Origin of the sequence: Streptomyces sp. KM273126 (genome assembly GCF_004337435.2) — a bacterium.
GTDB classification, from domain to species: Bacteria; Actinomycetota; Actinomycetes; order Streptomycetales; family Streptomycetaceae; genus Streptomyces; species Streptomyces acidicola.
This window is the reverse complement of sequence record NZ_SJXB02000002.1, coordinates 2,090,503-2,115,821: the sequence shown is the minus strand read 5'-3', so window position 1 is coordinate 2,115,821 and position 25,319 is coordinate 2,090,503. Positions and strand designations below refer to the sequence as shown.

Annotated in this window: 22 protein-coding genes; 17 read left to right on the top strand and 5 right to left on the bottom strand. The window is 71.2% G+C overall.

The genetic code is table 11. The features are described 5' to 3' along the window. The first annotated feature begins 183 nt into the window (after window positions 1–183). The 6 genes from E0500_RS44640 (at window position 184) to E0500_RS40000 (ending at window position 5,679) form a co-directional block, all read left to right on the top strand. Window positions 184–1,503 (top strand): ABC transporter substrate-binding protein, encoded by a 1,320-nt coding sequence (locus E0500_RS44640; RefSeq protein WP_131558174.1) that lies wholly within the window; start codon window positions 184–186, stop codon window positions 1,501–1,503. Beyond that, window positions 1,500–2,474 (top strand): carbohydrate ABC transporter permease, encoded by a 975-nt coding sequence (locus E0500_RS40020; protein ID WP_131558172.1) that lies wholly within the window; start codon window positions 1,500–1,502, stop codon window positions 2,472–2,474. The genes E0500_RS44640 and E0500_RS40020 overlap by 4 nt, the downstream gene beginning before the upstream one ends. After that, window positions 2,471–3,376 (top strand): carbohydrate ABC transporter permease, encoded by a 906-nt coding sequence (locus E0500_RS40015; RefSeq protein ID WP_131558170.1) that lies wholly within the window; start codon window positions 2,471–2,473, stop codon window positions 3,374–3,376. Before E0500_RS40020 ends, E0500_RS40015 begins: the two co-directional genes overlap by 4 nt. After that, the gene (locus E0500_RS40010) at window positions 3,373–4,404 is read left to right on the top strand and encodes a LacI family DNA-binding transcriptional regulator (protein WP_131558168.1); all 1,032 of its coding nucleotides are present in this window, start codon (window positions 3,373–3,375) and stop codon (window positions 4,402–4,404) included. The genes E0500_RS40015 and E0500_RS40010 overlap by 4 nt, the downstream gene beginning before the upstream one ends. A gap of 456 nt (window positions 4,405–4,860) precedes the next feature. Then, window positions 4,861–5,211 carry a VOC family protein gene (locus tag E0500_RS40005; protein WP_131558166.1) on the top strand — a complete coding sequence of 117 codons (351 nt, stop codon included), beginning with the start codon at window positions 4,861–4,863 and terminating at the stop codon, window positions 5,209–5,211. Window positions 5,212–5,286: 75 nt separating this feature from the next. After that, window positions 5,287–5,679, top strand: coding sequence for a MarR family winged helix-turn-helix transcriptional regulator (locus E0500_RS40000; RefSeq protein WP_131558164.1), 393 nt, complete (start codon window positions 5,287–5,289; stop codon window positions 5,677–5,679). Between the two features lie 179 nt (window positions 5,680–5,858). Here E0500_RS40000 and E0500_RS39995 read toward each other — a convergent pair whose 3' ends face one another. Further along, complete coding sequence (locus E0500_RS39995) at window positions 5,859–6,707, bottom strand: LysR family transcriptional regulator (protein ID WP_131558162.1); 849 nt, start codon at window positions 6,705–6,707, stop codon at window positions 5,859–5,861. A 353-nt stretch (window positions 6,708–7,060) separates the two neighbouring features. Here E0500_RS39995 and E0500_RS39990 point away from each other — a divergent pair, with 353 nt between their 5' ends. The 8 genes from E0500_RS39990 (at window position 7,061) to E0500_RS39955 (ending at window position 15,155) form a co-directional block, all read left to right on the top strand. Then, window positions 7,061–7,780: an alpha/beta hydrolase gene (locus tag E0500_RS39990; protein ID WP_131558160.1), complete on the top strand. Its 720-nt coding sequence runs from the start codon at window positions 7,061–7,063 to the stop codon at window positions 7,778–7,780. 73 nt (window positions 7,781–7,853) lie between these two features. Next, window positions 7,854–8,762, top strand: coding sequence for an ABC transporter permease (locus E0500_RS39985; RefSeq protein ID WP_131558159.1), 909 nt, complete (start codon window positions 7,854–7,856; stop codon window positions 8,760–8,762). Window positions 8,763–8,764: 2 nt separating this feature from the next. Next, window positions 8,765–9,493 (top strand): ABC transporter ATP-binding protein, encoded by a 729-nt coding sequence (locus tag E0500_RS39980; protein ID WP_220141501.1) that lies wholly within the window; start codon window positions 8,765–8,767, stop codon window positions 9,491–9,493. Then, window positions 9,490–10,461, top strand: coding sequence for an ABC transporter substrate-binding protein (locus tag E0500_RS39975; protein WP_131558157.1), 972 nt, complete (start codon window positions 9,490–9,492; stop codon window positions 10,459–10,461). The genes E0500_RS39980 and E0500_RS39975 overlap by 4 nt, the downstream gene beginning before the upstream one ends. A gap of 22 nt (window positions 10,462–10,483) precedes the next feature. After that, a complete protein-coding gene (locus tag E0500_RS39970; protein ID WP_131558155.1) occupies window positions 10,484–11,584 on the top strand; it encodes an LLM class flavin-dependent oxidoreductase in 1,101 nt (366 codons plus the stop codon). Window positions 11,585–11,611: 27 nt separating this feature from the next. Then, window positions 11,612–12,616, top strand: coding sequence for an ABC transporter substrate-binding protein (locus E0500_RS39965; protein ID WP_131558153.1), 1,005 nt, complete (start codon window positions 11,612–11,614; stop codon window positions 12,614–12,616). Continuing rightward, complete coding sequence (locus E0500_RS39960) at window positions 12,613–13,731, top strand: acyl-CoA dehydrogenase family protein (protein ID WP_309505303.1); 1,119 nt, start codon at window positions 12,613–12,615, stop codon at window positions 13,729–13,731. Before E0500_RS39965 ends, E0500_RS39960 begins: the two co-directional genes overlap by 4 nt. A 2-nt stretch (window positions 13,732–13,733) precedes the next feature. Next, window positions 13,734–15,155, top strand: coding sequence for an FAD-binding oxidoreductase (locus E0500_RS39955; RefSeq protein ID WP_131558151.1), 1,422 nt, complete (start codon window positions 13,734–13,736; stop codon window positions 15,153–15,155). Window positions 15,156–15,200: 45 nt separating this feature from the next. On the opposite strand, the gene E0500_RS39950 is transcribed toward E0500_RS39955, so the two are convergent. After that, window positions 15,201–15,620, bottom strand: a complete 420-nt coding sequence (locus tag E0500_RS39950) for an SseB family protein (protein ID WP_131558149.1) — start codon at window positions 15,618–15,620, stop codon at window positions 15,201–15,203. A 178-nt stretch (window positions 15,621–15,798) separates the two neighbouring features. After that, window positions 15,799–17,040, bottom strand: a complete 1,242-nt coding sequence (locus E0500_RS39945; RefSeq protein WP_131558147.1) for an acyl-CoA dehydrogenase family protein — start codon at window positions 17,038–17,040, stop codon at window positions 15,799–15,801. 301 nt (window positions 17,041–17,341) lie between these two features. Between E0500_RS39945 and E0500_RS39940 the strand changes: the two genes are divergently transcribed. Both E0500_RS39940 and fusA read left to right on the top strand, forming a co-directional pair. Next, window positions 17,342–18,631 (top strand): alpha-L-fucosidase, encoded by a 1,290-nt coding sequence (locus E0500_RS39940; RefSeq protein ID WP_131558145.1) that lies wholly within the window; start codon window positions 17,342–17,344, stop codon window positions 18,629–18,631. A 439-nt stretch (window positions 18,632–19,070) separates the two neighbouring features. After that, window positions 19,071–21,170, top strand: a complete 2,100-nt coding sequence (gene fusA / locus E0500_RS39935; protein WP_131558143.1) for an elongation factor G — start codon at window positions 19,071–19,073, stop codon at window positions 21,168–21,170. A 72-nt stretch (window positions 21,171–21,242) separates the two neighbouring features. Here the strand turns inward: fusA and E0500_RS39930 are convergent, their stop codons facing one another. Next, on the bottom strand, window positions 21,243–21,383 hold the full coding sequence (locus tag E0500_RS39930) for a hypothetical protein (RefSeq protein WP_220141500.1): 141 nt from the start codon (window positions 21,381–21,383) through the stop codon (window positions 21,243–21,245). On the opposite strand from E0500_RS39930, the gene E0500_RS39925 reads away from it, so the two are divergent. Beyond that, a complete protein-coding gene (locus E0500_RS39925) occupies window positions 21,354–21,779 on the top strand; it encodes a LysR family transcriptional regulator substrate-binding protein (protein WP_165934830.1) in 426 nt (141 codons plus the stop codon). The genes E0500_RS39930 and E0500_RS39925 overlap by 30 nt on opposite strands. 4 nt (window positions 21,780–21,783) lie before the next feature. Here E0500_RS39925 and E0500_RS39920 read toward each other — a convergent pair whose 3' ends face one another. Beyond that, window positions 21,784–25,158 (bottom strand): pyruvate carboxylase, encoded by a 3,375-nt coding sequence (locus tag E0500_RS39920; protein ID WP_131558141.1) that lies wholly within the window; start codon window positions 25,156–25,158, stop codon window positions 21,784–21,786. Window positions 25,159–25,319 lie beyond the last annotated feature (161 nt).

Genomic DNA, 25,319 nt, shown 5'->3' with positions numbered 1-25,319 from the left:
AGTCTCCCGTTAAATCGATCATTTGGGAACGTGCACACACGACATCTGGCGGCGTTGGCCTTACATAACCGCACAGAAACAACCATTGACAAGTGTCCCGAGTGTTTCTCTACTGTGAACGCTCACATACGCAGGGCAGGTCCTCGCCGAGGGCGAGGGCCCCAGGCCAGGGGAGAACGATCCATGCCCAACACGAAGCAACGCCGCTTTGTGGCCACTGCCGTCGCCGTGGCGCTCGGTGCCACGACGCTCGCCGCCTGCGGTGGGTCCGACGACGACAGCGAGGCCCCGTCCGGACCCGCGAACCTGACGTACTGGACCTGGACGCCAGGCATGGACAAGGTCGTGGACCTGTGGAACAAGGGTCCCGGCAAGGAGCAGGACATCACCGTCACGGTCAAGAAACAGGCCTCGGGCGACAACCTCGTCACCAAGATCCTCACCGCGCACAAGGCGGGCAAGGGCCCCGACCTGGTGCAGGCCGAGTACCAGGCACTGCCGACCCTGGTGAGCAATGACGCGGTCGCCGACATCTCGGGCGACGCCAAGGACGCGAAGAGCAAGTTCGCCGAGGGGGTCTGGCAGCAGACGACGCTGGGCACGGACGCGGTGTACGCGATTCCGCAGGACATCGGGCCGATGATGTTCTACTACCGCGAGGACCTGTTCGAGAAGTACGGCCTGACGGTGCCGACGACCTGGGACGAGTTCGCCGAGACGGCCCGCGCGCTGAAGCGGAAGGCGCCGGACGTGGATCTGACCACCTTCTCCGCCAACGACTCCGGCCTCTTCGCGGGCCTCGCCCAACAGGCGGGCGCCCAGTGGTGGACCACCGAGGGCGACAAGTGGAAGGTGGGCATCGACGACGCGGCCAGCCAGAAGGTGGCCGACTTCTGGGGCGGCCTCGTCAAGGAGGGCGCCATCGACAACCAGCCGATGTACACGCCGGCCTGGAACAAGGCTCTCAACACCGGCCGGCAGATTGCCTGGGTGAGCGCGGTCTGGGCGCCCGGCACGCTGACCACCGCCGCGCCGGACACGAAGGGCAAGTGGAGGATGGCGCCGCTGCCGCAGTGGTCGAAGGGCGAGGATGTGACCGGCAGTTGGGGTGGCTCCTCGACCGCCGTGACCACGGACTCCCGGCACAAGGCGGCCGCCGCGCGGTTCGCCGTCTGGCTGAACACCGACCGGGACGCGCTGACCGCGCTGGCGAAGGAGGGCGGCATCTACCCCGCTTCCACCAGCGCGCAGCTCAGTGACGCGTTCGCCGAGCCGCCGGCCTTTTTCTCGAACCAGACGGATTTCTACGCCGGCGCCGCCGAGATAGCGAAGACCACGGCTCCCTCCGCATGGGGCCCGAACGTGAACGTCGCGTACACCACCTTCAAGGACGCGTTCGGCGCCGCCGCCAAGAGCAGGTCCGACTTCGGTGCGGCCCTGGGGACGATGCAGGACGACACGGTCGCCGATCTGAAGAAGCAGGGCTTCGAGGTAGCGGAGTGACGAGTGCACACCGGACGTCGTACGGGGCCAAGGGGGCCCCGTACGCCCGCCGGTCCCCCGCCGCCACCGTCGAACGAGCGCGCAGCGCCCCCTTCTTCTTCCTCCTCCCCGCGGCAGTCCTGTTCGCCCTCTTCTTCGCGCTGCCCATCGGCTACGCGGTCTGGCTCAGCCTCCACAAGATCGAGGTCAAGGGCCTGGGCCTGGGCTCGGGTGCGCGGAGCGAGGTCTGGGCCGGTCTGGAGAACTACGCCGACGCCCTGACGGACTCCGAGTTCGTGGGTGGCGCGCTGCGTGTGCTGGGCTACGGCGCCATCGTGATTCCGGTGATGCTCGGACTGGCGCTGGTCCTCGCGCTGATGCTGGACAGCGAGAAGGTCCGGTTCGCTCCCTTCACCCGGCTCGCGATCTTCCTGCCGTACGCCGTCCCGGGTGTCGTGGCGGCCCTGCTGTGGGGCTTCCTCTACCTGCCGGACGTCAGCCCCTTCTACTTCGTGCTCGACAGGCTCGGGCTGCCGCAACCGGACCTGCTGGACGGCGGCGGGCTGTACGCGGCGCTGTCGAACATCGCGGTGTGGGGCGGCACCGGCTTCAACATGATCGTCATCTACACCTCGCTGCGGGCTATCCCGGCCGAGGTGTACGAGGCGGCGAAGCTGGACGGCGCGACCCCACTGCAGATCGCGCTGCGGATCAAGATCCCGATGGTGGCGCCGTCGCTGGTGCTGACCTTCTTCTTCTCGATCATCGCGACGCTCCAGGTGTTCAGTGAGCCCACCACCCTGAAGCCCCTCACCAACTCCGTCTCCACGACATGGAGTCCGCTGATGAAGGTGTACCAGGACGCCTTCGGCAAGGGCGACATCCACGCGGCCGCCGCCGGCGCCGTGATCATCGCCGTGGCCACGCTGGTCCTGTCCTTCGGTTTTCTGCGGGCCGCGGGCTCCCGTTCCCGGCAGGAGGAAGCACGATGAGTTCACCTGCCGTCGTCAAGGCCGGTCCCGTGGCGGGCACCACGCCCGGCGCCACCCAGGGCCCCCTGCCGCGCCGCCGTGCCGGGCTCGTCCCGACGCTGGCGCTGCTGCTGGGCACGGGCTACTGCCTGCTGCCCGTGGCCTGGGTGGTGATCGCGGCCACCAAGTCCGGCAGCGAACTGTTCTCCACGTTCACCTTCCTGCCGGGAACCGGCCTCACGGACAACCTGTCCGGCCTGAACGCCTACCGCGACGGCATCTACTGGCAGTGGATGGGCAACTCCGCCCTGTACGCGGGCCTGGGCGCCCTGCTGTCCACGGCCGTCTCCGCGATCAGCGGCTACGCGCTGGCGGTCTACCGCTTCCGCGGCCGCGAGACCGTCTTCAACATCCTGCTGGCGGGCGTGCTGATGCCCCCGGTGATCCTCGCCATCCCGCAGTACCTGCTGCTGGCCCGGGTGGATCTGGCGGACACCTACTGGTCCGTGCTGCTGCCGCTGGTCCTGTCGCCGTACGGCGTGTACCTGTCCCGGATCTACGCGGCCGCCGCCGTGCCCGGTGACGTGGTCGAGGCGGGGCGCATGGACGGGGCGAGCGAGTGGCGGATCTTCATACGGATCGCCCTGCCGATGATGGTGCCGGGCCTGGTGACCGTCTTCCTGTTCCAGTTCGTGGCGGTGTGGAACAACTTCCTGCTGCCGTACATCATGCTCAGCGACGACGAGAAGTTCCCGATCACGCTGGGTCTGTTCACTCTCCTCGAACAGGGCTCCAACACTCCGGCCCTCTACACCCTGGTGATCACTGGCGCGCTGCTCGCGGTGCTCCCCCTGATCGCGGTCTTCCTGGTCATCCAGCGCTTCTGGAGCCTCGATCTGCTGTCCGGAGCCGTAAAGTCATGACCATGAGCAACACCGCGGGACGGCGCAAACCGCCGACCATCCACGACGTGGCGCGCGTGGCGGGGGTCTCCCGGGGCACGGTGTCACGCGTGCTCAACGGCGGCCGCTACGTCAGCCCGGCGGCACAGGAAGCGGTCAACGCGGCGATCCGCAAGACCGGTTACGTGGTGAACCGGCACGCCCGCTCACTGATCACGGGTCGCTCCGACTCGATCGGCTTCCTGCTGACCGAACCCCAGGAGAAGCTGTTCGAGGACCCCAACTTCAATGTCCTGCTGCGCGGTTGCACCCAGGCGCTGGCCGCGCACGACATCCCCTTGCTGCTGATGCTGGCCGGTACGGAGGACGAACGGCGCCGCATCACGCGGTACATCACGGCGGGCCACGTCGACGGCGTGCTGCTGGTGTCCAGCCACTCCGGTGACCCGGTCGCCGAGGAACTGCGCGAGGCGGGGGTGCCTCTGGTCCAGTGCGGCAAGCCGATGGGGCTCGGCTCCAAGGTGAGTTACGTGGCGGCGGACGACCGGGACGGGGCCCGGGACATGGTCCGCCATCTGCTGTCGCTGGGCCGCCGCCGCATCGGTGTCGTGACCGGTCCGCTGGACACGCCGGGCGGAGTGGAGCGCCTCGCCGGGTACAAGGAGGTGCTCACGGACGCGGGCGTCGAGATCGACGAGCGGCTCGTCGTCACCGGCGACTACAGCCGGGCCAGCGGTGCTGCCGGCGCGGAGCGGCTGCTGGACCGGGCGCCGGACATGGACGCCGTGTTCGTCGCCTCGGACCTGATGGCGCAGGGCGTCCTGACCGCGCTGCGCCGGGCGGGCCGCCGGGTCCCGGAGGACGTGTCCGTGGGTGGCTTCGACGACTCCCCCGCGGCGACGGAGTCCGCTCCGGCCCTCACGACGATCCGCCAGCCCTGGGACCGGATCAGCGGCGAGATGGTGCGGGTCCTGCTGGCACAGATCGGCGGCGACGACCCCGCGGCGGTGATCCTGCCGACGGTGCTGGTGCGCCGGGACTCGGCCTGAGGGACTCCGGCCTCGCGGGCGTGGGCGAAGACCGATCAGGATCGAAGAAGCGGGCCCCGCTCCCCCGTCCTGGGCCCTGTCGTCAAACTCCCGTCGTCCGCCCGGAGGGCGGGCCCCGCGGAGGCGATGGGGGCCCCCGCGCGAGCGAAGCCGAGCGTGGGGGAGGAGCTACTAGGGCTTTCGGGCAACGCGGCTGGGGTCCCCCCACGCCCTTAAGGCAGTGGGGGAGTGCGTGCCAGGCGTCGTGCCAGGCGTCGCGGGGCTGGGGGCACCCCCCACGCCCTTAAGGCAGTGGGGGAGTGCGTGCCAGGCGTCGTGCCAGGCGTCGCGGGGCTGGGGGCACCTCCCACGCCCTTAAGGCAGTGGGGGAGGGAGTTTGACGACAGGGCCTAGCGTGGGATTGTCGGCGGAATCCCGTCGGTGCGACAGGCGACAGGACCATGCGAGGAGTACGCCATGACCCGCGGTCTCACCACCATCATCTATCCCGTCAAGGACCTCGACCGGGCAAAGGCGCTGTTCAGCGAGTTGTTCGGCACGCCCTACGCGGACTCGGCCTACTACGTCGGCTTCAGGGACGCCGGACAGGAGGTCGGCCTGGACCCGCACGGGCACTCCAGGGGCATGACGGGACCGGTGCCGTACTGGCACGTCTCCGACATCAGGTCCACCCTGGCGGCCCTCCTCGCTGCCGGGGCCGAGACCCTCCACGACGTGCGCGACGTGGGCGGCGGCAGGCTGATCGCCTCGGTGAAGGACACCGACGGGAACCTGATCGGGCTGATGCAGCAGGCTCCCGCGGAGTGACGTCCGGGAGAAGAACCTTGCACCCGCACTAGTTGCACAATCAACAAGTGTTCACATGTCTGTTACCGTGCAGGTATGGCAGCGAACACGGCCGACGCCCGGCTCGAGGACGAGTGGCGGGACATCCTGTCGGTGCACGCGCGCACGATGTGCGAGATCGACCGCGCACTGCATCCGCACGGCCTCGGCGCCAGTGACTTCGAAGTCCTCGACATCCTCGCCTCGGGCACGGTCGCGCACAAGGGTGAGCAGTGCCGTGTGCAGAACATCGCCGACCGGGTGCACCTCAGCCAGAGCGCGCTGTCCCGCCTCATCGGCCGTCTGGAGAAGGACGGCCTGGTGGAGCGCTCCGTCTGCCAGGAGGACCGGCGCGGAGTGTGGGTCGTCCTCACCCAGAAGGGCCGTGACCTGCACGCCGAGGTCCTGCCCCTGCAACGGGCCGCCCTGTCCCGCATGTTGCGGGGCTAGGGCCTGTCGTCAAATTCCCTCCCCCACTGCCTTAAGGGCGTGGGAGGTGCCCCCAGCCCCGCGACGCCTGGCACGCTCCCCAGGGCTGTCATCGTGCGGGGCCGGGAATGCCATGTTGCGGGGCTGGGGCTCGGTTTGGTCCTGTGCCGGGAGTGGCGCCTGCCGCCCACGACAGGCCCTCAGCCCAGCAATTCCCGTACCGCCTCGAAGGCCGCCTCCGCCGTCGCCGGATCCGCTCCGGGCCGGGCCAGCGCGCTCATCGGGATCGGGGTGACCGGAGGCAGCCCCTCGTACGGGGCCAGACCGTCCGGCGCGGATCCCACGGAGGCGAGCAGGGCGACGCCCTGACCCGTGCGGGCGAGGTCGAGGACACCCGCGAGATACCCGGCGTCGCCGACGACGGTGGCCGCCACCCCGTGCGCGGCCAGCGTCGCGATGGCCCGGCGGCGGATCGCGCACGGGTCCTCGATGGCGACCAGCGGGACGGGGACCGGGGCTGCGGGCGGTACCCAGCCGGGTGTGGCGTGCCAGGTCAGGGGCAACCCGCCGACGGGCGTGCCCTCGGTGGCGGCCGCCTCCGTGACGTATACGGCGACATCGACGCTGCCCCGTTCCACCGCATCGACGAGCCGTGCCGAACGGTCGATGCTGAAGCGCACCCTGCAACCGGGACGCACCTCCTGGACGGCCGCCGTCAGCCGGGGCAGGAACTGGTCGGCCGCGTGCTCGGTGGACCCGATGGTGACGGTGTCGCCGTCGACGTCGAGCAGGGCGCGTACGGCCTCGTCGTGGACCGCGAGAATGCGCCGGGCCTGCTCGACGAGCAGGCGCCCCCCGTGAGTGAAGCGGGTGCCCCGGCCCTCCCGCTCGACGATCGTGCGGCCAAGGGTCTTCTCCAGCCTGCGCACGTGCTGGCTCACCGCGGACTGGCTCAGGGTGAGGGAGCGGGCCGCGCGGTGGAAGCCACCGCAGTCGGCGATCGCGATCAGGCTGCGCAGTGCCACGATGTCGAGGACGGGTTGGGGCATGCGGTGACCGTAACCGCTGCCGGGCATCGATCGCGATCGCTGATCGGTTTTGATGCGGAATCGTCGTTGGACGCGGTGCGGCGCCGCCGGTCATGATGAACGCATGGTTCCGACCCGCGCCTTCGCTGCTCTTCTGACGCAGCGCCGAGTCATCGACTTCGGCGTTGCGTGCAGCGCGCGCTGTCGTTGATTCCCGCCGTACGTCGGCGCTCCTCCCCGGTCTGAGCTGATCACGTCCGGGCTGTCCTGACACGCGTCGGTCCTCTCCTCGGCCCTGCCGCTCCGTCCTCTGCCCTACCGCTGCCCTTCCGCATGCACTTTCCCTGTTTCCTGACTACGGGAGTCACCCCCTCATGCCCTCGTCCCCCTCCCCCGCCGTGTCCTCCTGGGACGAACCCGAAGGTCTCGCCCCGCGCGGCACCCTGATCGTGCTGGCCGGGCGCGGTGAACACGGCGGTGTGTACGAGCGGTTCGGCCGCCGTCTCGCCTTCGACGCCTACCGCGTGCGTGCCCTCGGCGACCCGTCGGCCGACGCGTCCGTGCTCGACCGGGCGGCCAAGCTGCTCGCCGACGAGTCGCTGCCCGGTCCGAAGGTGCTGGTCGGCTCGGACACGGGTGCCCGGTACGCCGCCCGCCTCGCCGCCGAGCACACCGCGGGCGTCGACGCGCTCGTCCTCGCCGGGCTCCCCACCGGCCCGTGGATGTCGCGGGGCTGGGAGGCCGAGGTGACGGCGCGCACCGCCTGCCCCACCCACCAGGGCCGGCTCACGAACGACCCGGGCTTCCGGCGCGGCGCACTCGACGAGACCCCGGACCTGCCGGATCTATGCCTCGATCACGTACGGGTTCCGGTGCTGGCCCTGCACGGCACGGACGACCGGATCAGCCCGCTCGACGGGGCGTTGCGGGCCTACGCGGGCCACCCCCGCGTACGGACGGTGACCTTCGACGGTGGCCGTCACGACGTCCTCAACGACGCGCTGCACCGCACAGTCGCCGCGACGCTCGTGCTGTTCCTGGAGCGGCTGCGCCTCTCCCCCGAGCTGCCCCTCATCGCGGACGGCGTCTCCTGAGCGGACCCGCAAGGAGTTCCGAGGAACCCCCGAGAGGCCCCCGGAGGCCTGAGATGCCGAGAGGAATCCCCACATGACGACGAAACCGATCGACGTGCCCACCACGGCACCGCCCGACGACCCCGCCCATTCACCGCCTTTCCCGCCGCACCCGGCCAACGAGCCCTCCGCTCCGCGCGTCACCATCCGCGGAACCGCCAGGTCCGCCCGCCAGATCTCCGTTCCCCGCTCCGTACGCCGCGCCTCCGGTCCGGTGGGCCTCGTGCTCGCCTGGTTCCTGGCCTCGGCCACCGGCGTGCTCCCCGAGTCCGTGCTCGCCTCCCCCGTGGACGTGGTGAAGCAGGCCGTGGAGCTGACCCGGAGCGGCGAACTGCCCAGCGCCATCGCCGCGTCCGGACGCCGGGCCGCCACCGGGTTCCTCATCGGTGCGACGGTCGCACTCAGTCTGTCCCTGCTCGCGGGGCTGTTCCGGCTCGGCGAGGACGTCATCGACTCCTCGATGGGTATGTTCCGCGCGATCCCCTGGGTGGGGCTGATCCCGCTGTTCATCGTGTGGTTCGGCATCGAGGAGACCCCGAAGATCGCCCTGGTCGCTCTCGGTGTGACATACCCGCTCTACTTCAACATCTACGGCGGCATCCGCTCCACCGACGCCCAACTCGTCGAAGCAGCCCGGATGATGGGGCTCGGCAGGCTCGGCCTGATCCGGTACGTCATCCTGCCGAGCGCGCTGCCCGGGGCGCTCGTGGGGCTCCGGTACGCGCTCTCCACGGCCTGGCTCGCGCTCGTGTTCGCCGAGCAGGTCAACGCGGACGCGGGGCTCGGTCATCTGATGAGCAACGCCCAGCAGTACTTCCGCACGGACATCATCGTGCTCTGCCTCGCCGTGTACGCGCTGCTCGGCCTGACCTGCGACTTCGCCGTACGGGTGCTGTCGCGCCGCCTGCTGCGGTGGCGGGCCAACTTCGAGGGTGAGGCGTGACCATGACGACCACCGTGCGCAGCAGCGTGGAGATCCGGGGCCTTTCACGGGCCTTCGACGGCAACACCGTGCTCCACGAGCTGGATCTGGACATCCGTGAGGGCGAGTTCGTGGCCCTGCTCGGCCACAGCGGCTGCGGCAAGTCGACGTTGCTGCGCATCCTCGCGGGGCTGGACGACGAGATCGGCGGCGAGGTGACCGTGCCGGCCCGGCGCAGCGCGGCCTTCCAGTCGCCGCGGCTGCTGCCCTGGCTGAAGGTGTGGCGCAACGTCGTCCTCGGACTGCCCGGCCGGCCCGACCGGGCGCTGGCGCTCAGGGCACTCGACGAGGTCGGCATCGCGGAGCGGGCCACGGTGTGGCCCAAGACCCTCTCCGGCGGTCAGGCACAGCGCGTCTCGCTGGCCCGCGCACTCGTCCGCGAGCCCGAACTGCTGCTGCTGGACGAACCGTTCGGTGCCCTGGACGCGCTCACCCGCGGCAAGGCGCAGCAACTGGTAGCCGAGCTGTGGCAGCGGCACGGCTGCGCGATCCTCCTGGTCACCCATGACGTCGAGGAGGCGCTGCTGCTCGCCGACCGCGTCCTGGTGATGGACGAGGGCCGTATCGCCCACGAGATCGGCGTCGGCCTGCCCCGCCCCCGCGACCTCACCGCTCCCGAATTCGTCACCCTGCGCGCCCGCCTGCTGACCTGGCTCGGCGTCACCCACTCCCCGGAAGGCACCCCCTCGTGATACGCAAGATCGCCGCCACCGCGCTGAGCCTCGCCGCCCTGCTGACGGCGACCGCCTGCGGCGGGGACTCGTCCGCGGACACCTCGGCGCAAGGCTCGCAGGTCACCCTCACCATCGGCGACCAGGCCAGGACCCTCCAGACCATCCTCGCCGCCTCCGACGCGCTCAAGGGCGCGGACTACCAGGTGAAGTGGGCTGAGTTCGAGGGCGCCGCCCCGCTGTTCCAGGCCGTGCAGGCGGGCGCCGCAGACACCACGTACTCCGCCGACCTGCCGGCCCTCCAGGCCCTCAGCGGCGGTGTGAAGTTCAAGAACGTCGCCGTGCTCAAGAACGACGGACGGCACGTCGGCCTCGTCGTCCGCAAGGGCTCCGGCATCGACAGCGTCAAGGACCTCAAGGGCCAGAAGGTCGTGGTGTCCTCGGCGCAGGGCAGCATCGCCGAGTACCTGCTCGCCAACGTCCTGAAACAGAACGGCCTGAGCTACTCCGATGTGAAGGTGCAGTACCTCCTCCCGACCGACGCGCAGGCCGCCTTCGCCTCCGGGAAGATCAACGTCTGGGCGACCTTCGGCGTCTACCAGGCGGTCGGACTGGAACAGGGCGGCAGGCTCCTCGTCGACGGCGCCGACGGGCGCGTGAGCGGGTACGGCTTCATCGGTGCCTCCGAGAAGGCCCTCGCCGACAAGGCCAGGAAGGCCGCCCTCGCCGACTTCCTCAAGCGCCTCAGTACGGCCCTGGAGTGGACCAGCACACACCAGGACGCGTACGCGAAAGCCATCGAGCAGCGCAACGGCGCCGACCCGTCCGTGGCGAAGACCCTCGCGTCCGCCGCGTACAGCAAGGTCCTGCCGATCACGCCGGAGGTGAACGACACCGTCCAGGGCGTGGCCGACCTCATGCACGGCATCGGCGTCCTCGACCCGAACGTCGACGTGGCGGAGTCGGCCGACACGTCCCTGCTCAAGTAGCCGCACCCAGAAGGAGTTGCTCATGCCTGTCGAGTTCATCAGCGCAGTCCACACGGACGCCGGGGCGTCGGGGCCGGCGGCCGCGAGCCGGACCGGCTTCGACCCCGCCCATCTGCGCCGGTACGCCCGCGCCCTGGACGACGGCGGCTTCGACCACACCCTGGTCGCCTACCACTCGGCCTCGCCGGACGCCTTCCAGGTGGCCCAGTTCGTCGCCACGCACACCGAGCGCGTCCGCCCGATCCTGGCGCACCGGCCGGGCGTGGTCTTCCCCACGCACGCGGCCCGTGCCCTCGCCACCCTGGACCGGATCAGCGACGGCCGGCTCACGCTGCACATCATCTCCGGCGGCAACGACGAGGAGCAGCGGAGGGAGGGCGACTACCTCGACAAGACGGAGCGGTACGAGCGTTCGGACGAGTACATCCAGATCCTGAGGAAGGTGTGGCAGGCCGACGGACCCGTCTCGCACGAGGGCAGGCACTTCAGGTTCGAGGGCTACTACTCCGACGTGAAGCCCGTGAACGGACTGGTGCCCATCTCGGTGGGCGGCTCCTCCGAGGACGCCTACCGTGTCGGCGGTCAGCAGGGCGACATCTTCGGGCTGTGGGGCGAGCCGCTCAAGGAGACGGCCGAGCAGATCGCCGCCGTGAACACGGTCGCCGATGCCGCGGGGCGCCCCCGTCCCCGTATCTGGGTGTCGTTCCGCCCGATCATCGCGCCCACGGACGAGTTGGCCTGGGAGAAGGCGCACCGCACGCTGGGGGTGCTGCGGGACCAGGCCAGGAACACCGAGCTGCTGCGGCACTACCGCACCACCGGCCGCCCGGCCAACGTCGGCTCCCAGCGGCTGCTCGACATCGCCGAGCGCGGTGAGGTCCACGACCGGTGCCTGTGGACCGCCCCGGCGGTCGCCACCAACGCCGCCGGCGCCTCGACCGCGCTCGTCGGCTCCCCGGAGACGGTCGCGAAGGCCCTCCTCGACTACGTCGACATCGGCTGCGACCTGCTGTCCATCCGCGGTTACGACCCGCTCAACGACGCGATCGACTACGGCCGTCACGTGCTGCCGCTGGTCCGTCAGGAACTCGCCCACCGCGCCGCCACGACCCGGGCCGCCTGACCGGCTCCCCCATCCCATGGAGATTCCGTGTTCCTTCGCACCATCCGCGCGTCCGCCGCCGTCGCCGTACTGTTCCTGCCCTTCGCGGCGGCCTGCGGCAACCGGGCGCAGGCCGAGTCGTCGTCCGACGCGTCGTCCGTGACCCTCACCGTGGGCGCCACCGGCTGGAAGACCGAGGAGGCGGTCCTGAGGTTCGCCCACCTCGACGACACCCCTTACAAGGTCAAGTGGAGCCTCTTCCAGGGCGGTGACCAGCAGCTCCAGGCGATCCGCGCCGGTGCGCTCGACCTCGCCTCCTCCAGCGAGATCCCGCCGGTCTTCGCCGCCGCCGGCGGCAGGCCGAACTTCAAGGTCGTCGCCGTGCAGCGCGGTGCCACCCTCAACCAGGAGGTCGTCGCCTCCCGGCACTCGAAGATCAACGACATCGCCGGTCTGAAGGGCAAGAAGGTCGGCTACGTGCAGAACACCACCGCCCACTACTTCCTGTACGAACTGCTCAAGCAGGCCGGTCTGCGGTGGTCGGACATCGACGCGAAGCCCCTGTTGCCCAACGACGGGCTCGCGGCCCTGAACGGCGGCGGCATCGACGCCTTCGCCTCGTACGGCACGTCGATCATCACCGCCCACCAGCAGGGCGCCGTCACCATCGGCTCGGGCAAGGACATCCTGTCCGGCAACTTCCTCTGGTCGGCGCGGGACAGTGTGCTCGGCAGTCCCGCGCAGAGGGCGGCCGCAGCTGATCTGATCGCCCGGATCACCAAGGCATACGCGTACGTCAACGACGGGCGCCGGAGCGAGTTCGCACAGGTCGTCGCCAAGGCCACGCACCAACCCCTCGCCCAGGCCGAGAAGGACCTCCGCGACGCGCAGTCCCAGCGCCCGACCGAGGCCCGTACGGTCGGCGACGACACGATCGCCTCGCAGCAGAAGGTGGCCGACGCCTTCCTCGAACTCGGGGCGCTGAAGGAGAAGGTGGACGTGGCCTCCTTCTGGAGCCGCGAGCTGAACACCGACCTGGAGAAGGCGCTGTGACCGCCGGCCTGATCGACCGCCTCGCCCGCCTCGCACCCGGCTACGACGAGTCGGCCGCCTTCCCCGCCGAGTCCCTCCGCGCGGTGCACGAGGCGGGACTGCTCACGGCCACTGTCGGAGAGCGGTACGGCGGTCAGGGCGCCCGCACGGCCGAGACCGCGCGGATCCTGCACACCCTCGGCAAGGGTGATCCGTCCGTTGCCCTCATCACGGCGATGACACTCAACGCCCACGCACGCCAGGCCGCCGAACCCCACTGGCCGGACGAGCTGTACGCGCGTGTCGTCAAGGAGTCCGAGGAGCGTCCGGTGCTCGTCAATCACGCCCGCGTGGAGCCCGAGTTGGGATCGCCGGCGCGCGGCGGCCTGCCCGCCACCCTCGCCCGGCGGACGGCCGACGGCTGGTCGGTCAGCGGCCGGAAACGATTCGTGACCGGTGCGGAGGGACTCGACTGGTTCCTGGTGTGGGCCACCACCGACGAGCCGGAGCCGCGCGTGGGCACCTTCCTCGTGCCCGGTGACTCGCCCGGCATCCGGGTCGCCGAACGCTGGGACCAGTTGGGGCTGCGGGCCAGCGGCAGCCATGGCATCGCCTTCGAGGACGTGGAGATCCCGTACGGGAACGTCATCGGGCTCGGGCCGTACGGTCCGGCCGCGGAGCAGGACAACCGGGCGGGCGCGGCGGTCCATCTCCCGCTCGCCGCGCTCTACCTGGGCGTCGCGCGGGCCGCGCAGTCCTTCTTCCACACCTTCGCCCACGCGCGCGTGCCCGCCAACCTCGGTCACGCGGTGGCTCGCACGGAACGTTTCCGGCGGGCCGCCGGCGAGATCGAGGTGCTGCTCGCCGCGGCCGAACAGCTGGTCTTCGACGGCGCCGCGCGCGTCGACGCAAGCGACTCCTCGTACTCGCCCGAACAGGCGCTGGGCGCACGGGTGCTGGCCGACCGGCACGCCGTGCGGGCCGTCGAGCTGGCCGTGCGGCTGCTCGGCAACCCGGGGCTGGCCCGTGGCAACCCGCTGGAACGGCACTTCCGCGACATCCAGTGCGCACCCGTGCACGCACCCCAGGAGGACATCTCCTTGCTCGCCGTCGGAACAAAGGCTCTTGACCTGTGACCATGACCGATCCTGTGTCCTCGTCCCATCCCGTGACCACGACCGGCTCCGTGACCGCGCCCGCCCCCACTGCTTCCGCCCGGCTCCTGGGTCTGCTCGCCCGCGATCTGGCTCCCGACCTGCTGACCACGCACCCGGCCGAGGTCGCCGCGTACGCCACCGACCGCTCCGGCACGCGGCCCGACGGCGCACCCCTGGCGGTCGTCCATGCGCGGCGGACCGAGGACGTGACGATCACGCTCCGGCACGCGAACGCCCTGCGCGTGCCGGTGGTACCGCGCGGCGCGGGCACCGGGCTCTCGGGCGGCGCGAGCGCGGGCGAGGACACTCTGGTCCTCGACCTCTCCCGCATGGACCGCATCCTCGAACTGTCCCCGGAGGACCAGTTCGCCATCGTCGAACCCGGTGTCATCACCGCCGAACTGGACCGGGCGGCCGGTGAGCACGGCCTGCGGTACGCACCCGACCCGGCGAGTGCCGCCCTGTCCACCATCGGCGGAAACATCGCGACCAACGCGGGCGGACTGCGCTGCGCGAAGTACGGCGTGACGCGGGACAGCGTGCTGGGCCTGGAGGCGGTGCTCGCGGACGGCACGGTGGTGCGCACGGGCCGCCGTACGGTCAAGGGCGTCACGGGCTATGACCTCACGGCCCTGCTCACCGGCTCCGAGGGCACGCTCGCCGTCATCACCTCGGCGACACTGCGACTGCGTCCGGTACCGGTGGCGACGGCCACCCTCGCCGCGTACTTCTCCTCCGTCGAGGCGGCCGCCGACGCCTCGTACGCGATCAGCCGTGCTGGGGTCGTCCCCGCCCTCGCGGAACTGGTCGACGGGCCCGTGCTGGAGGCCGTCGACCCGGTGCTGCGGGAGCGCGGGGCCGCGCTGCTGCTGGTGCAGTGCGACGGCGCGGGCGCGGCGGCCGAGACGGAGGCGGTGGCGCGGGTCGTGGCTCCACTGGCGACAGCCGTCGAGCAGACCGCCGACCCGGCCGAGGCCGAGGCGCTGCTCGCGGCCCGCCGTCTCGCTCTGCCGGCGCTGGAACGGCTGGGCCGTCCGCTGATCGAGGACATCGCGGTGCCGCGCTCCCGGCTCGCGGAGGCGGTCCGCGGGATCCGCGCCGTCTCCGCACGTCATGGCGTGCCGGTGTTCACGATCGCGCACGCGGCGGACGGGAACCTGCACCCGATCATCGTCGTGGACCCGTCGCTCCCCGGGCTCCCGGACGCGGCCTGGGAGGCGGCCGGCGAGATCTTCGCGCTGGCCCTGCGGCTGGGCGGCACACTGACCGGCGAGCACGGTGTGGGCGTGCTCAAGCGTCAGTGGGTCGCGGACGAGCTGGGGCCCGCGGCGCACGCGCTGCAGCGTCGGCTGAAGGCGGCGTTCGATCCATACGGGATCCTCAATCCCGGCAAGGCCCTCTGAGAGGGCCAGGCCGGGACGTGCGCTTGGTTCCTCAGCTCTGTGGCCTCAGCTCTGTGGCCTCGCCAGCAGCGTGCGTACGCCCTCGGAGTCGAGGGTCAGCCCGTGCGGCGAACTGGCGTCTATGGTCAGCGACAGGTCCGCGTCCGGCCACTGCGAGGCAAGGGCGCCGAGCGGCACCAGGCGGTAGCGCGAGACGAACGGCAGCAGATCGGCCATCTCCATTTCCGAGGTGAACACGGGTACGACCTGTTCTCCGCCCGACTGCTCCAGCACCGGAAGTGCCACCACGGTCGGGTCGGAGGCGGCGTCGTCGCCGGCGTCGTCCGGCACGGGGACCAGCACGTCCGACTCGGCCAGCGTGTCGAGCGCGCCCCTGTCCCCGGTGTTCAGGGCGAGCACGGTCAGCGCCTCCTGTGCCGGTGTCACGGCCTGGGGCGCGGTGTTGTCGTTCGAGGGTGTGTCCATGGCAGATCCCCGGGTAGTGGCGGGCGGGCGACCCAGGACGCCTTCTGTCCCGGGCGCAACGCCCGTCGCGTACCCGGCCAGGTCCCGGGCAATCCTGTGCGATGGACCAGGGTTCGCTGTGGATCAGCAGAGATCAGCAGCTCATGGGGCCAGGGGTCACGGGCCAGGTATCAGGGGTTCATGGGATCAAGGGGATGTCGTCCGACGGCAGGCCCAGGTGGTCGCGGCCGACGCGCCGGGCCAAGGGCTCGGCCATCGACGCGCCGACATGGGTCCAGTAGGTGGCCGCATCCCGGAAGTAACGCTGCATGCGCTGTCCGTCACGGGCGTAGCGGGAGCCCGCGGTGCGGAAGAGGCTGCCCTGGAGCACGTCCCAGGCCATACGTCCGGCCGTCTGGAAGACGAGCGCGAGGCGGTTGTCCACGGCGGTGGTGAACGGCTCCTCCCCGGAGACATTGCGGCGGCAGGCCTCCATCCAGTGCTGGGCGTTGCACTGGAGTGCCGCCTCGGCGGTGTGGATGATGCCGAGGGCCTCGCCCAGGTGCCGTTGGTAGTCGTGGAGTCCGGCCCGCGTGCGGCCGGGGTCGGCGATCAGCGGGCGTTCGGCGAGGATGCGCGCGTATTCGTCGGCCGCCGCGTACGCGGTGCCGATGATGATGGCGGCGAGCTCCCCGTGGAAGAAGCTGGGCGCGCGCCCCGCGTACATCGGGTTGCCGTGCAGCGTCGAACCTGGTGAGCCGCCCTCGACGGGCAGGTCGAGCAGGCTCACCTCACGGGTGAGGTACCTGGGGATGCGTCCCTGGTCGATGCGGATGCTGTTGGAGCCGGTGCCGCGCAGGCCGAGCACGCCGTGCCAGTCGTCGACCACCGTCCACAGCGCGCGCGGGGCGACGAACAGCACGAACGGTCCGGGCGGATCGCCGGGCTTCTCGGGGGCGCGCAGGGTCTGGCCGACGTAGTGGGTGGAGTAGGGGGCGCCGGAGGCGTAGGACCAGGTGCCGTCGAGGACGACGTGGCCGTCGCCGTCGGGCTGGGCGACGCCGACCGGTGTGACGGTGGACGCGGCCCGGAACTCGCCGTCGGCGCCGAAGATCTCGTCCTGCGCCCGCTCCTCGAAGAGCGTGGCGGCCTGGAGGACGTGGGCGGCGGTGAGCGACAGGGCCCAGCCGGTGGAGGGGCAGCCGCGGGCGATCTCGGTGACCATGCGGAAGAACGTGGGCAGGCCGAACTCGTAGCCGCCGTACCGGCGCGGCTGGAGTACGCGGTAGAAGCCCGCCCGCAGGAAGTCGTCGTGGGTGGCCTCGGGGTAGTGCGTCAGGCGCTCGGTCTCCGCCTGCCGTTCGAGCAGCGCGGGCCGCAGCGCTTCGGCCCGCGCGATCAGATCACGTTCGGTGAGTCCCGGTTCCGGGGTGGTGATCACGCTTCCTCCTGACGTGTGGGGGACGTCGGTGGTCGACGCTTGTGCATATGTGCACCTGCGATTGAACCCGCGGAGTCCCGGCGGTGCACCTACCTGACAACGCCAAGTACGGTTGTTCCACCGGTCGGTTGAACGGCGTGCGCCCGCGCGGCGGACGCGCGAGGAAGCACTCCTCCCCGTGGTCCTCCCTCGTGGCGCGCTCCGTCCATACAGGCGAAGGCAGCGCGGCGAGGTGAAAATCGACCAGTAGTGGTGACCCGCGCCCACGCGCCTGCCGCACAGCCGTGCCTAGCGTGGGCGCATGCCGATGCAACCCTGGTTCACCGACGCCAAGCTGGGCATTTTCATCCACTGGGGCATCTACGCCGTGGAAGGGGTTCCGGAGTCCTGGTCCTTCTACTGGGGCGAGGTCCCGCACGAGCGGTACATGCGACAGCTCGACGGATTCACGGCGTCCCGGTACGACCCGCGCGCCTGGGCGGAGCTGTTCGCCCGCGCCGGCGCCAAGTACGCGGTGCTCACGGCCCGGCACCACGACGGCGTCGCCCTGTGGGACACCGCGCACGGCGACCTGAACGTCGTCCGGAGCACCCCGGCCGGCCACGACCTGATCGCCGGATACGCGGACGCGCTGCGCGAGCAGGACCTCAAGGTGGGCCTGTACTACTCGCACTCCGACTGGAACCACCCGGACTACGCGAGCGTCCGGCACCCCGGGATCGACGAGTGGCCGGACACCTATCCGGGCGGCAACGACGCCAATCCCTACTCCCACACCGAGGCCGGCAAGGAGGACCCCGACGCCTGGGCGCGGTTCCTGGCGTACCGCGACGCCCAGATCAGCGAACTCGTCCAGCGGTTCCGCCCCGACCTGCTGTGGTTCGACGGCGAGTGGGAGCGCACCGAGGAGCAGTGGAGGATCGGTGAGCTCGCCGAACTGATCCTCGCGGAGAACTCGGAGACCGTCCTCAACGCCCGCATGCTCAGCCACGGCGACTACTCCACCCCCGAACAGGGCGTCCCGCTCCAGGCACCGGACGGCCCCTGGGAGCTGTGCCTGACGATCAACGACTCATGGGGCTTCCAGCACCAGGACCACAACCACAAGTCGGTGCGCCAGCTGGTGCGCTACTTCGCCGAGACGATCGGCATGGGCGGCAATCTGCTGCTCGACGTCGGGCCCAGGGAGGACGGGACGATCCCCGCCGAGCAGGTCGAGCGGCTGGAGGCACTCGGCGCGTGGATCGGACGGCACTCCGAGGCCGTGTACGGGACGGTCGCCGGGCTGCCCGCCGGGCACCACTACGGGCCGAGCACCCTGTCCGCCGACCGGCGCACCCTGTACCTGGTCTGCTTCGACGTGCCGCGCGAGACGGTCTCGGTGCGCGGGATGCGCAACCGCGTGCAGCGGGTCACGGTCCTGGGCACGGGCACCGAGCTGGGGCATCACGTCACCGGCGGGCTGGACGCGGTGCCGGGCGTGACGTGGATCGACGCGCCCGCGGAGGCCGACCTCGACGCGTACGCGACGGTGCTGGCCGTCGAGTTGGACGGGGAACTCGACCTCTACCGGGGTACGGGCCGGGACTGACGGAGCACCGGTTACGGAGCACCGGTGTCCCGGTGTCCGCAGTGGCACAAAAACCCGGTGCCTGACCGCAGTCGGGTTCCCTACACTCGCCGTGCGCTGCCGCGAGATCGCGGCACGCTTCGAGACATGTGACGAGTGAAGGGGGCCCGACCGTGCAGTACGGCACCCTTGTCGTCGTTCCCCGTCGCGTCGTTTGTGTTTCCGTCGCCTCCGTTTCTGTCGCTTCCCGTTCCGCCGTTTCGCCGTCTCGGTACGACGTGATCCTGGTGTCTTCGTAGACCCGGTGCCGGCTGCGCGGCCCGCACCGGACGGCTGTCACGAACAACAACTGGTACGGCATGTCAGGCAGTTGAGCACGCCTCCTGCCCCCTGCACCCATCCGTTGTCGTCAGCCGCATCGCGCTGCCCTTTTCTCGCTCACGACGAAAGGCCCCGGGCCGTGCGCACCAACCTGCACCACCGTTCCCTCGATCGTTCTCGCAATCCACTGACCGCCGTCCGGAACCTCGGCATCCTCGCCCACGTGGACGCCGGCAAGACGACTGTGACGGAGCGGATCCTGTACCTCACCGGCGCGACCCACAAGCGGGGCGAGGTCCACGACGGGACGACCGTCACGGACTTCGACTCCCAGGAGCGCGATCGCGGCATCACGATCTTCGCCGCCGCGGTGAGCTGCGTCTGGGACGGCCACCGGATCAACCTGATCGACACACCGGGTCACGTGGACTTCTCCGACGAGGTGACGCGTTCGCTGCGCGTGCTCGACGGCGCGGTCGCGGTGTTCGACGCAGTGGCGGGCGTCGAACCGCAGAGCGAGGCGGTGTGGCGGCAGGCGGACCGGCACGGGGTGCCACGGATCGCCTTCGTCAACAAGCTGGACCGCGCGGGCGCCGATCTCGACTCGGCCGTGGCGTCGCTCAGGGACCGCCTGGGCACGGTCCCGTTGGTGGTGCAGCTGCCGATCGGGCGTGAGGCCGGCTTCACCGGAGTCGTGGACCTGGTGCGTATGCGTGCACTGGTCTGGGGCGCCGAGGGCGGCTCGTACGAGGAGGGTCCCGTGCCGGAGGTGCTGCGGGAGGATGCGGTCGGGCGCCGCAGGCTGCTGGAGGAAGCCGTGGCGGAGCTCCATCCGGCCGCGCTGGAGGAGTTCTGCGCCCGGTCGTCGGTCTCCGACGGCACCCTGGCCGCGGCCCTGCGCGAGCTGACCCTCAGTGGTGAGGGCGTGGTCGTGCTGTGCGGGTCGGCCTACCGCAACCGGGGGATCGAGCCGCTGCTGGAGGCCGTCGTGGCGTACCTGCCGTCGCCGGTGGACGTTCCGCCGGTGCGGGGCGAATCGGGTGACGGGGCGCAGGAACGGGCCGCCGATCCTCGGGCGCCGTTCGCGGCGCTGGTCTTCAAGGTGACGTCGACCGCGACGGGCCGGCTGACCTGTCTGCGGGTGTATTCGGGAACCCTGAGGAAGGGGGACGTGGTGCTGGACATGGGCGTACGGCGAACCGAGCGGGTCGGCAGGATCGTGCGGGTGCAGGCGGACCGGCACGCGGAGACGGACCTGGCGGTGGCCGGGGACATCGTCGCCGTGGTCGGGCTGAAGTCCGCCCGCGCCGGGACGACGCTGTGTGCCCCTTCGGCGCCCCTGGTCCTCGAACCGCCCACCGCGGCCGACCCGGTCGTCTCCGTGGCGGTCGAGGCCCGCCGCAACCTCGACGCGAACCGGCTGGCCACCGCCCTGGCACGGCTGGTCGAGGAGGATCCTTCGCTGGTGGTGCGGACCGATCCCGAGACCGGGCAGACGGTGCTGTCGGGGCTGGGCGAGCTGCACCTGGAGGTCGCCGTGGAGAAGGTCCGCCGTGACCAGGGGCTGGAGGTCGCCGTGGGCCGTCCGCAGGTCGCCTACCGGGAGACGGTGGCCCGCGGGGTGTCCGGGCTGGTGTACCGCCACGTCAAACAGGACGGCGGCGCGGGCCAGTTCGCGCATCTGGTCCTGGACGTGGAGCCGCTGGAGGTCCCCGCGGGGTCGACGGGCGAATTCGTGTTCCGCTCGACGGTCGTCGGGGGCCGGGTGCCGCGGGAGTACGTCCGCGCGGTGGAGGCCGGTTGCCGGGACGCGCTGGCCGAGGGTCCCCTCGGCGGTCATCCGGTGACCGGGCTGCGGGTGACACTGGCCGACGGCGCGACCCACTCCAAGGACTCCTCGGAGATGGCGTTCCGTACGGCGGGCCGGCTCGGCCTCCGGGAGGCGCTGCGCGCCTCGGCGATGGCGCTCCTGGAACCGGTGGCCGAGGTCACGGTCACGGTGCCCGACGACGCCGTGGGCACGGTGCTCGGTGACCTGGCGGCCCGGCGCGGGCGTGTCTCGGGCTCGACGGCCCGGGGCGGCACCACGGCGGTCACCGCCACCGTGCCGCTGGCCGAGCTGTTCGGCTACGCGTCCCGGTTGCGCAGCCGCACTCAGGGCAGGGGCACGTTCACCACGCGCCCCGCGGGTTACGCCCTCGTACCGTCGGCGGTGTCCCGGACGCTGCTGACCCGGTAGCCGCGCGCCGCGGGGTGAGGTGCCGGCGCCGACTGTGATCCCCGCCGCCGCGCGCGGCCCCTGCCGAGTACGTCAGGACGCGGCCGCCGCGGCGGGGATCCCCAGGTCGCCCTCGACGTACTGGGCGCGGCCGAAGCCGAAGGACCAGTCGGCCGGGGTGTTCTCGACGTACCGTTCCTCGCGTTGTTGGCCGGCGTTGGCCGAACTCCGCATCCGGGATGTCCCGAACTGCCCCGCGCGGACGAGTTCGTCACCACCCCGCTGATCACCTACGGCCCGGACAGCGGGCTGTACACCCGGCTGCGCACAGCCTTCGAGGAGGCTCGGGTGCCTTTCCGGCCCGCGTACGCGACCAACCACGTGGCACTGCAACTGGAGCTCGTCGCCGCAGGCGTCGGGATCGCTCTCGCCGCGGGCGCGGTCCGGGGCATCACCCGGGACCCGCGGGTCGCCGTCGTGCCGGTGACGCCCCGGATCCCCTACGCCAAGGCGCTGATCTGGCGCGCGGGCCCGCACGCCTCGGCTCCGCTGCGGGCTCTGCTGGACCTGCCGCACCAGGGCCCCGAACCCCCGGCCGCCGAGCCCTCGGGCAGAGAGCACCGGGAGTGACGACTCAGGCGATCTCGACGAGGAGGTCGCCGCCCTCCACCTGCTGGATCTTGTTAATGGCGAGCCGCGACACCTTCCCGGCCTTCGGGGCGGTGATCGCGGCCTCCATCTTCATCGCCTCGATGGTGGCCACCGTGGCACCCGCGGCGACCTCGTCGCCCTCGGCGACCACGAGCGTCACCACTCCGGCGAACGGCGCCGCGACATGGCCGGGGTTGGCCCGGTCGGCCTTCTCCGTCACCGGAACGTCGGAGGCCGCAGCGGTGTCGCGTACCTGGATCGGCCGCAGTTGACCGTTCAGGGTGGACATCACGGTACGCATGCCGCGTTCGTCGGCCTCGCCGATGGCCTCAAGACCCATGAGGAGACGGACGCCGGGCTCCAGGTCGACGGCGTACTCCTTGCCGGGACGCAGCCCGTAGAAGAAGTCCTTGCTGTCGAGGACGCTGGTGTCGCCGTAGGTCTGGCGGTGTGTCTCGTAGTCGCGCGTCGGCCCCGGGAAGAGCAGTCGGTTGAGTGTGGCGCGCCGGTCCTTCTCCAGCCCGTCCCGGTCCTCCTCGGTCAGCTCCTGCGTGGGCCCCGGCTCGGCGCGGCCCTCAAGTGCCTTGCTGCGGAAGGGCTCCGGCCAGCCGCCGGGCGGGTTGCCGAGCTCGCCGCGCAGGAAGCCGATGACGGAGTCCGGGATGTCGTACGAGTTCGGCGCCGCCTCGAAGTCCTCCGGCTTCACCCCCGCGCCCACCAGGTGCAGGGCGAGGTCGCCGACCACCTTCGACGACGGGGTGACCTTGACCAGCCGGCCGAGCATCCGGTCGGCGGCGGCGTACATGGCCTCGATGTCCTCGAAACGGTCGCCGAGGCCGAGTGCGACGGCCTGGGTACGCAGGTTGGAGAGCTGCCCGCCGGGGATCTCGTGGTGGTAGACGCGCCCGGTCGGCGAGGCGAGGCCCGCCTCGAAGGGGGCGTAGATCTTGCGGACGCTCTCCCAGTACGGCTCCAGGTCCCCGACGGCCTGGAGGTCCAGGCCGGTGGGCCGCTCGGAGTGGTCGGTCGCGGCCACGATCGCCGACAGCGACGGCTGCGAGGTGGTGCCCGCCATGGACGCCACCGCGCCGTCCACCGCGTCCGCGCCGGCCCCGGTCGCCGCCAGATAGGTGGCGAGCTGGCCGCCCGCGGTGTCGTGGGTGTGGATGTGGACGGGGAGGTCGAATTCGCGGCGCAGCGCGGACACCAGCTTCGCGGCGGCCGGGGCGCGGAGCAGACCCGCCATGTCCTTGACGGCCAGGACGTGGGCGCCCGCGTCCACGATCTGCTCGGCGAGGCGGAGATAGTAGTCGAGGGTGTACAGGCGCTCCGACGGATCGGACAGATCGGAGGTGTAGCACAGGGCGACCTCGGCGACGGCCGTGCCGGTCTCGCGTACGGCGTCGATGGCGGGCCGCATCTGGCCGACGTCGTTGAGCGCGTCGAAGATGCGGAAGATGTCGATGCCGCTGGCCGCGGCCTCGTGGACGAAGGCGTCGGTCACCTCGGTCGGGTACGGCGTGTAGCCCACGGTGTTGCGGCCGCGCAGCAGCATCTGGAGGCAGATGTTCGGGACGGCCTCGCGGAGTCGGGCCAGGCGCTCCCACGGGTCCTCGGCGAGGAAACGCAGGGCGACGTCGTAGGTGGCGCCGCCCCAGCACTCCAGGGACAGCAGCTGCGGCAGGGTCCGCGCCACCACGGGGGCGACGGCGAGCATGTCCTTCGTACGGACCCGGGTGGCGAGCAGCGACTGGTGGGCGTCGCGGAACGTGGTGTCGGTGACGCCGATCGTCGGTGATGCGCGCAGCCGGCGGGCGAAGCCCTCGGGACCGAGGTGGGTGAGCTGCTGCTTGGAGCCGGCGGGCGGCTCGGTGCCGGCGGGGCGCGGAAGCTTGGTGGTCGGGTCGATCAGGTCGGGGCGCTCGCCGTGCGGCTTGTTCACCGTGACGTCGGCCAGGTAGGTGAGCAGCTTGGTGCCGCGGTCGGCGGAGTGGCGTGCGGTCAGCAGGTGCGGCCGCTGCTCGATGAACGACGTGGTGACCCGCCCCGCCCGGAAGTCCGGGTCGTCCAGCACGGCCTGCAGGAACGGGATGTTGGTGGCCACACCACGGATACGGAACTCGGCCACGGCGCGCCGGGCCCGCTTGACCGCTGTCGTGAAGTCCCGTCCGCGGCAGGTGAGTTTGACCAGCATCGAGTCGAAGTGCGCGCTGATCTCCGAACCGGCGTGGGTGGTGCCGCCGTCGAGGCGGATGCCCGAGCCGCCCGGCGAACGGTAGGCGCTGATCCTGCCGGTGTCGGGGCGGAAGCCGTTGGCCGGGTCCTCGGTGGTGATACGGCACTGGAGGGCGGCGCCGCGCAGGACGACCGTCTCCTGCGTCAGCCCGAGGTCGTCCAGCGTCTCACCGGCGGCGATCCGCAGCTGCGACTGGACGAGGTCGACGTCGGTGACCTCCTCGGTCACCGTGTGCTCGACCTGGATGCGCGGGTTCATCTCGATGAAGACGTGGTTGCCGTCGCGGTCGAGCAGGAACTCCACGGTGCCCGCGTTGCGGTAGCCGATCCTGCGGGCGAACCGCACGGCGTCGGCGCAGATCCGCATCCGGAGTTCCGGGTCGAGGTTCGGGGCGGGGGCGAGCTCGATCACCTTCTGGTGGCGGCGCTGCACCGAGCAGTCACGCTCGAAGAGGTGGATGACGTTGCCCTGCCCGTCGGCGAGGATCTGTACCTCGATGTGGCGGGGCTCGACGACGGCCTTCTCCAGGAACACGGTGGGGTCGCCGAACGCGGACGCCGCCTCGCGGGACGCCGCCTCGATGGACTCGCGCAGCCGGTCGGGGTCCTCGACCCGCCGCATGCCGCGCCCGCCGCCGCCGGCGACCGCCTTGACGAACACCGGGAAGCCGATGTCCCCGGCGGCACGGACCAGTTCGTCCACGTCGGTGGAGGGAGCGGAGGAGCCGAGCACGGGTACGCCGGCCTCTCGGGCGGCGGCCACCGCGCGCGCCTTGTTGCCGGTCAGCTCCAGGATCTGCGCGCTCGGGCCGACGAACGTGATGCCCGCCTCCTCGCACGCGCGGGCCAGTTCGGGGTTCTCGGACAGGAACCCGTACCCCGGATAGACGGCGTCGGCCCCGGCCAGGCGGGCCGCGCGGACGATCTCCTCGACCGAGAGGTACGCCCGCACCGGGTGCCCCGGCTCGCCGATCTCGTACGCCTCGTCGGCCTTCAGCCGGTGCAGCGAGTTCCGGTCCTCGTGCGGGAAGACGGCGACCGTCCTCGCGCCCAGCTCGAAGCCGGCGCGGAACGCGCGAATCGCGATCTCTCCACGGTTGGCGACCAGCACCTTGCGGAACATGCCTGATCCCTTCAGCCTGCCGGTGACGAACACCGACGAACACATCGTGTCGGCGACGCCCCCTGCCGCGCCAGGCGAAGCCCGGCTCCTCACCAGCGGGTGCGACGCCCGGCCTCTCGTCCGGCGGCAACACTAGGCGCCGGGCAGTGGGTTTCTGAAGG

Excerpts from the sequence above, each read along its gene's own strand:
- E0500_RS44640 (WP_131558174.1), top strand. The coding sequence starts at position 184 with ATGCCCAACACGAAGCAACGCCGCTTTGTGGCCACTGCCGTCGCCGTG.
- E0500_RS40015 (WP_131558170.1), top strand. The coding sequence starts at position 2,471 with ATGAGTTCACCTGCCGTCGTCAAGGCCGGTCCCGTGGCGGGCACCACG.
- E0500_RS40010 (WP_131558168.1), top strand. The coding sequence starts at position 3,373 with ATGACCATGAGCAACACCGCGGGACGGCGCAAACCGCCGACCATCCAC.
- E0500_RS40005 (WP_131558166.1), top strand. The coding sequence starts at position 4,861 with ATGACCCGCGGTCTCACCACCATCATCTATCCCGTCAAGGACCTCGAC.
- E0500_RS40000 (WP_131558164.1), top strand. The coding sequence starts at position 5,287 with ATGGCAGCGAACACGGCCGACGCCCGGCTCGAGGACGAGTGGCGGGAC.
- E0500_RS39995 (WP_131558162.1), bottom strand. The coding sequence starts at position 6,707 with ATGCCCCAACCCGTCCTCGACATCGTGGCACTGCGCAGCCTGATCGCG.
- E0500_RS39990 (WP_131558160.1), top strand. The coding sequence starts at position 7,061 with ATGCCCTCGTCCCCCTCCCCCGCCGTGTCCTCCTGGGACGAACCCGAA.
- E0500_RS39985 (WP_131558159.1), top strand. The coding sequence starts at position 7,854 with ATGACGACGAAACCGATCGACGTGCCCACCACGGCACCGCCCGACGAC.
- E0500_RS39980 (WP_220141501.1), top strand. The coding sequence starts at position 8,765 with ATGACGACCACCGTGCGCAGCAGCGTGGAGATCCGGGGCCTTTCACGG.
- E0500_RS39970 (WP_131558155.1), top strand. The coding sequence starts at position 10,484 with ATGCCTGTCGAGTTCATCAGCGCAGTCCACACGGACGCCGGGGCGTCG.
- E0500_RS39955 (WP_131558151.1), top strand. The coding sequence starts at position 13,734 with ATGACCGATCCTGTGTCCTCGTCCCATCCCGTGACCACGACCGGCTCC.
- E0500_RS39950 (WP_131558149.1), bottom strand. The coding sequence starts at position 15,620 with ATGGACACACCCTCGAACGACAACACCGCGCCCCAGGCCGTGACACCG.
- E0500_RS39940 (WP_131558145.1), top strand. The coding sequence starts at position 17,342 with ATGCCGATGCAACCCTGGTTCACCGACGCCAAGCTGGGCATTTTCATC.
- E0500_RS39930 (WP_220141500.1), bottom strand. The coding sequence starts at position 21,383 with ATGCGGAGTTCGGCCAACGCCGGCCAACAACGCGAGGAACGGTACGTC.
- E0500_RS39920 (WP_131558141.1), bottom strand. The coding sequence starts at position 25,158 with ATGTTCCGCAAGGTGCTGGTCGCCAACCGTGGAGAGATCGCGATTCGC.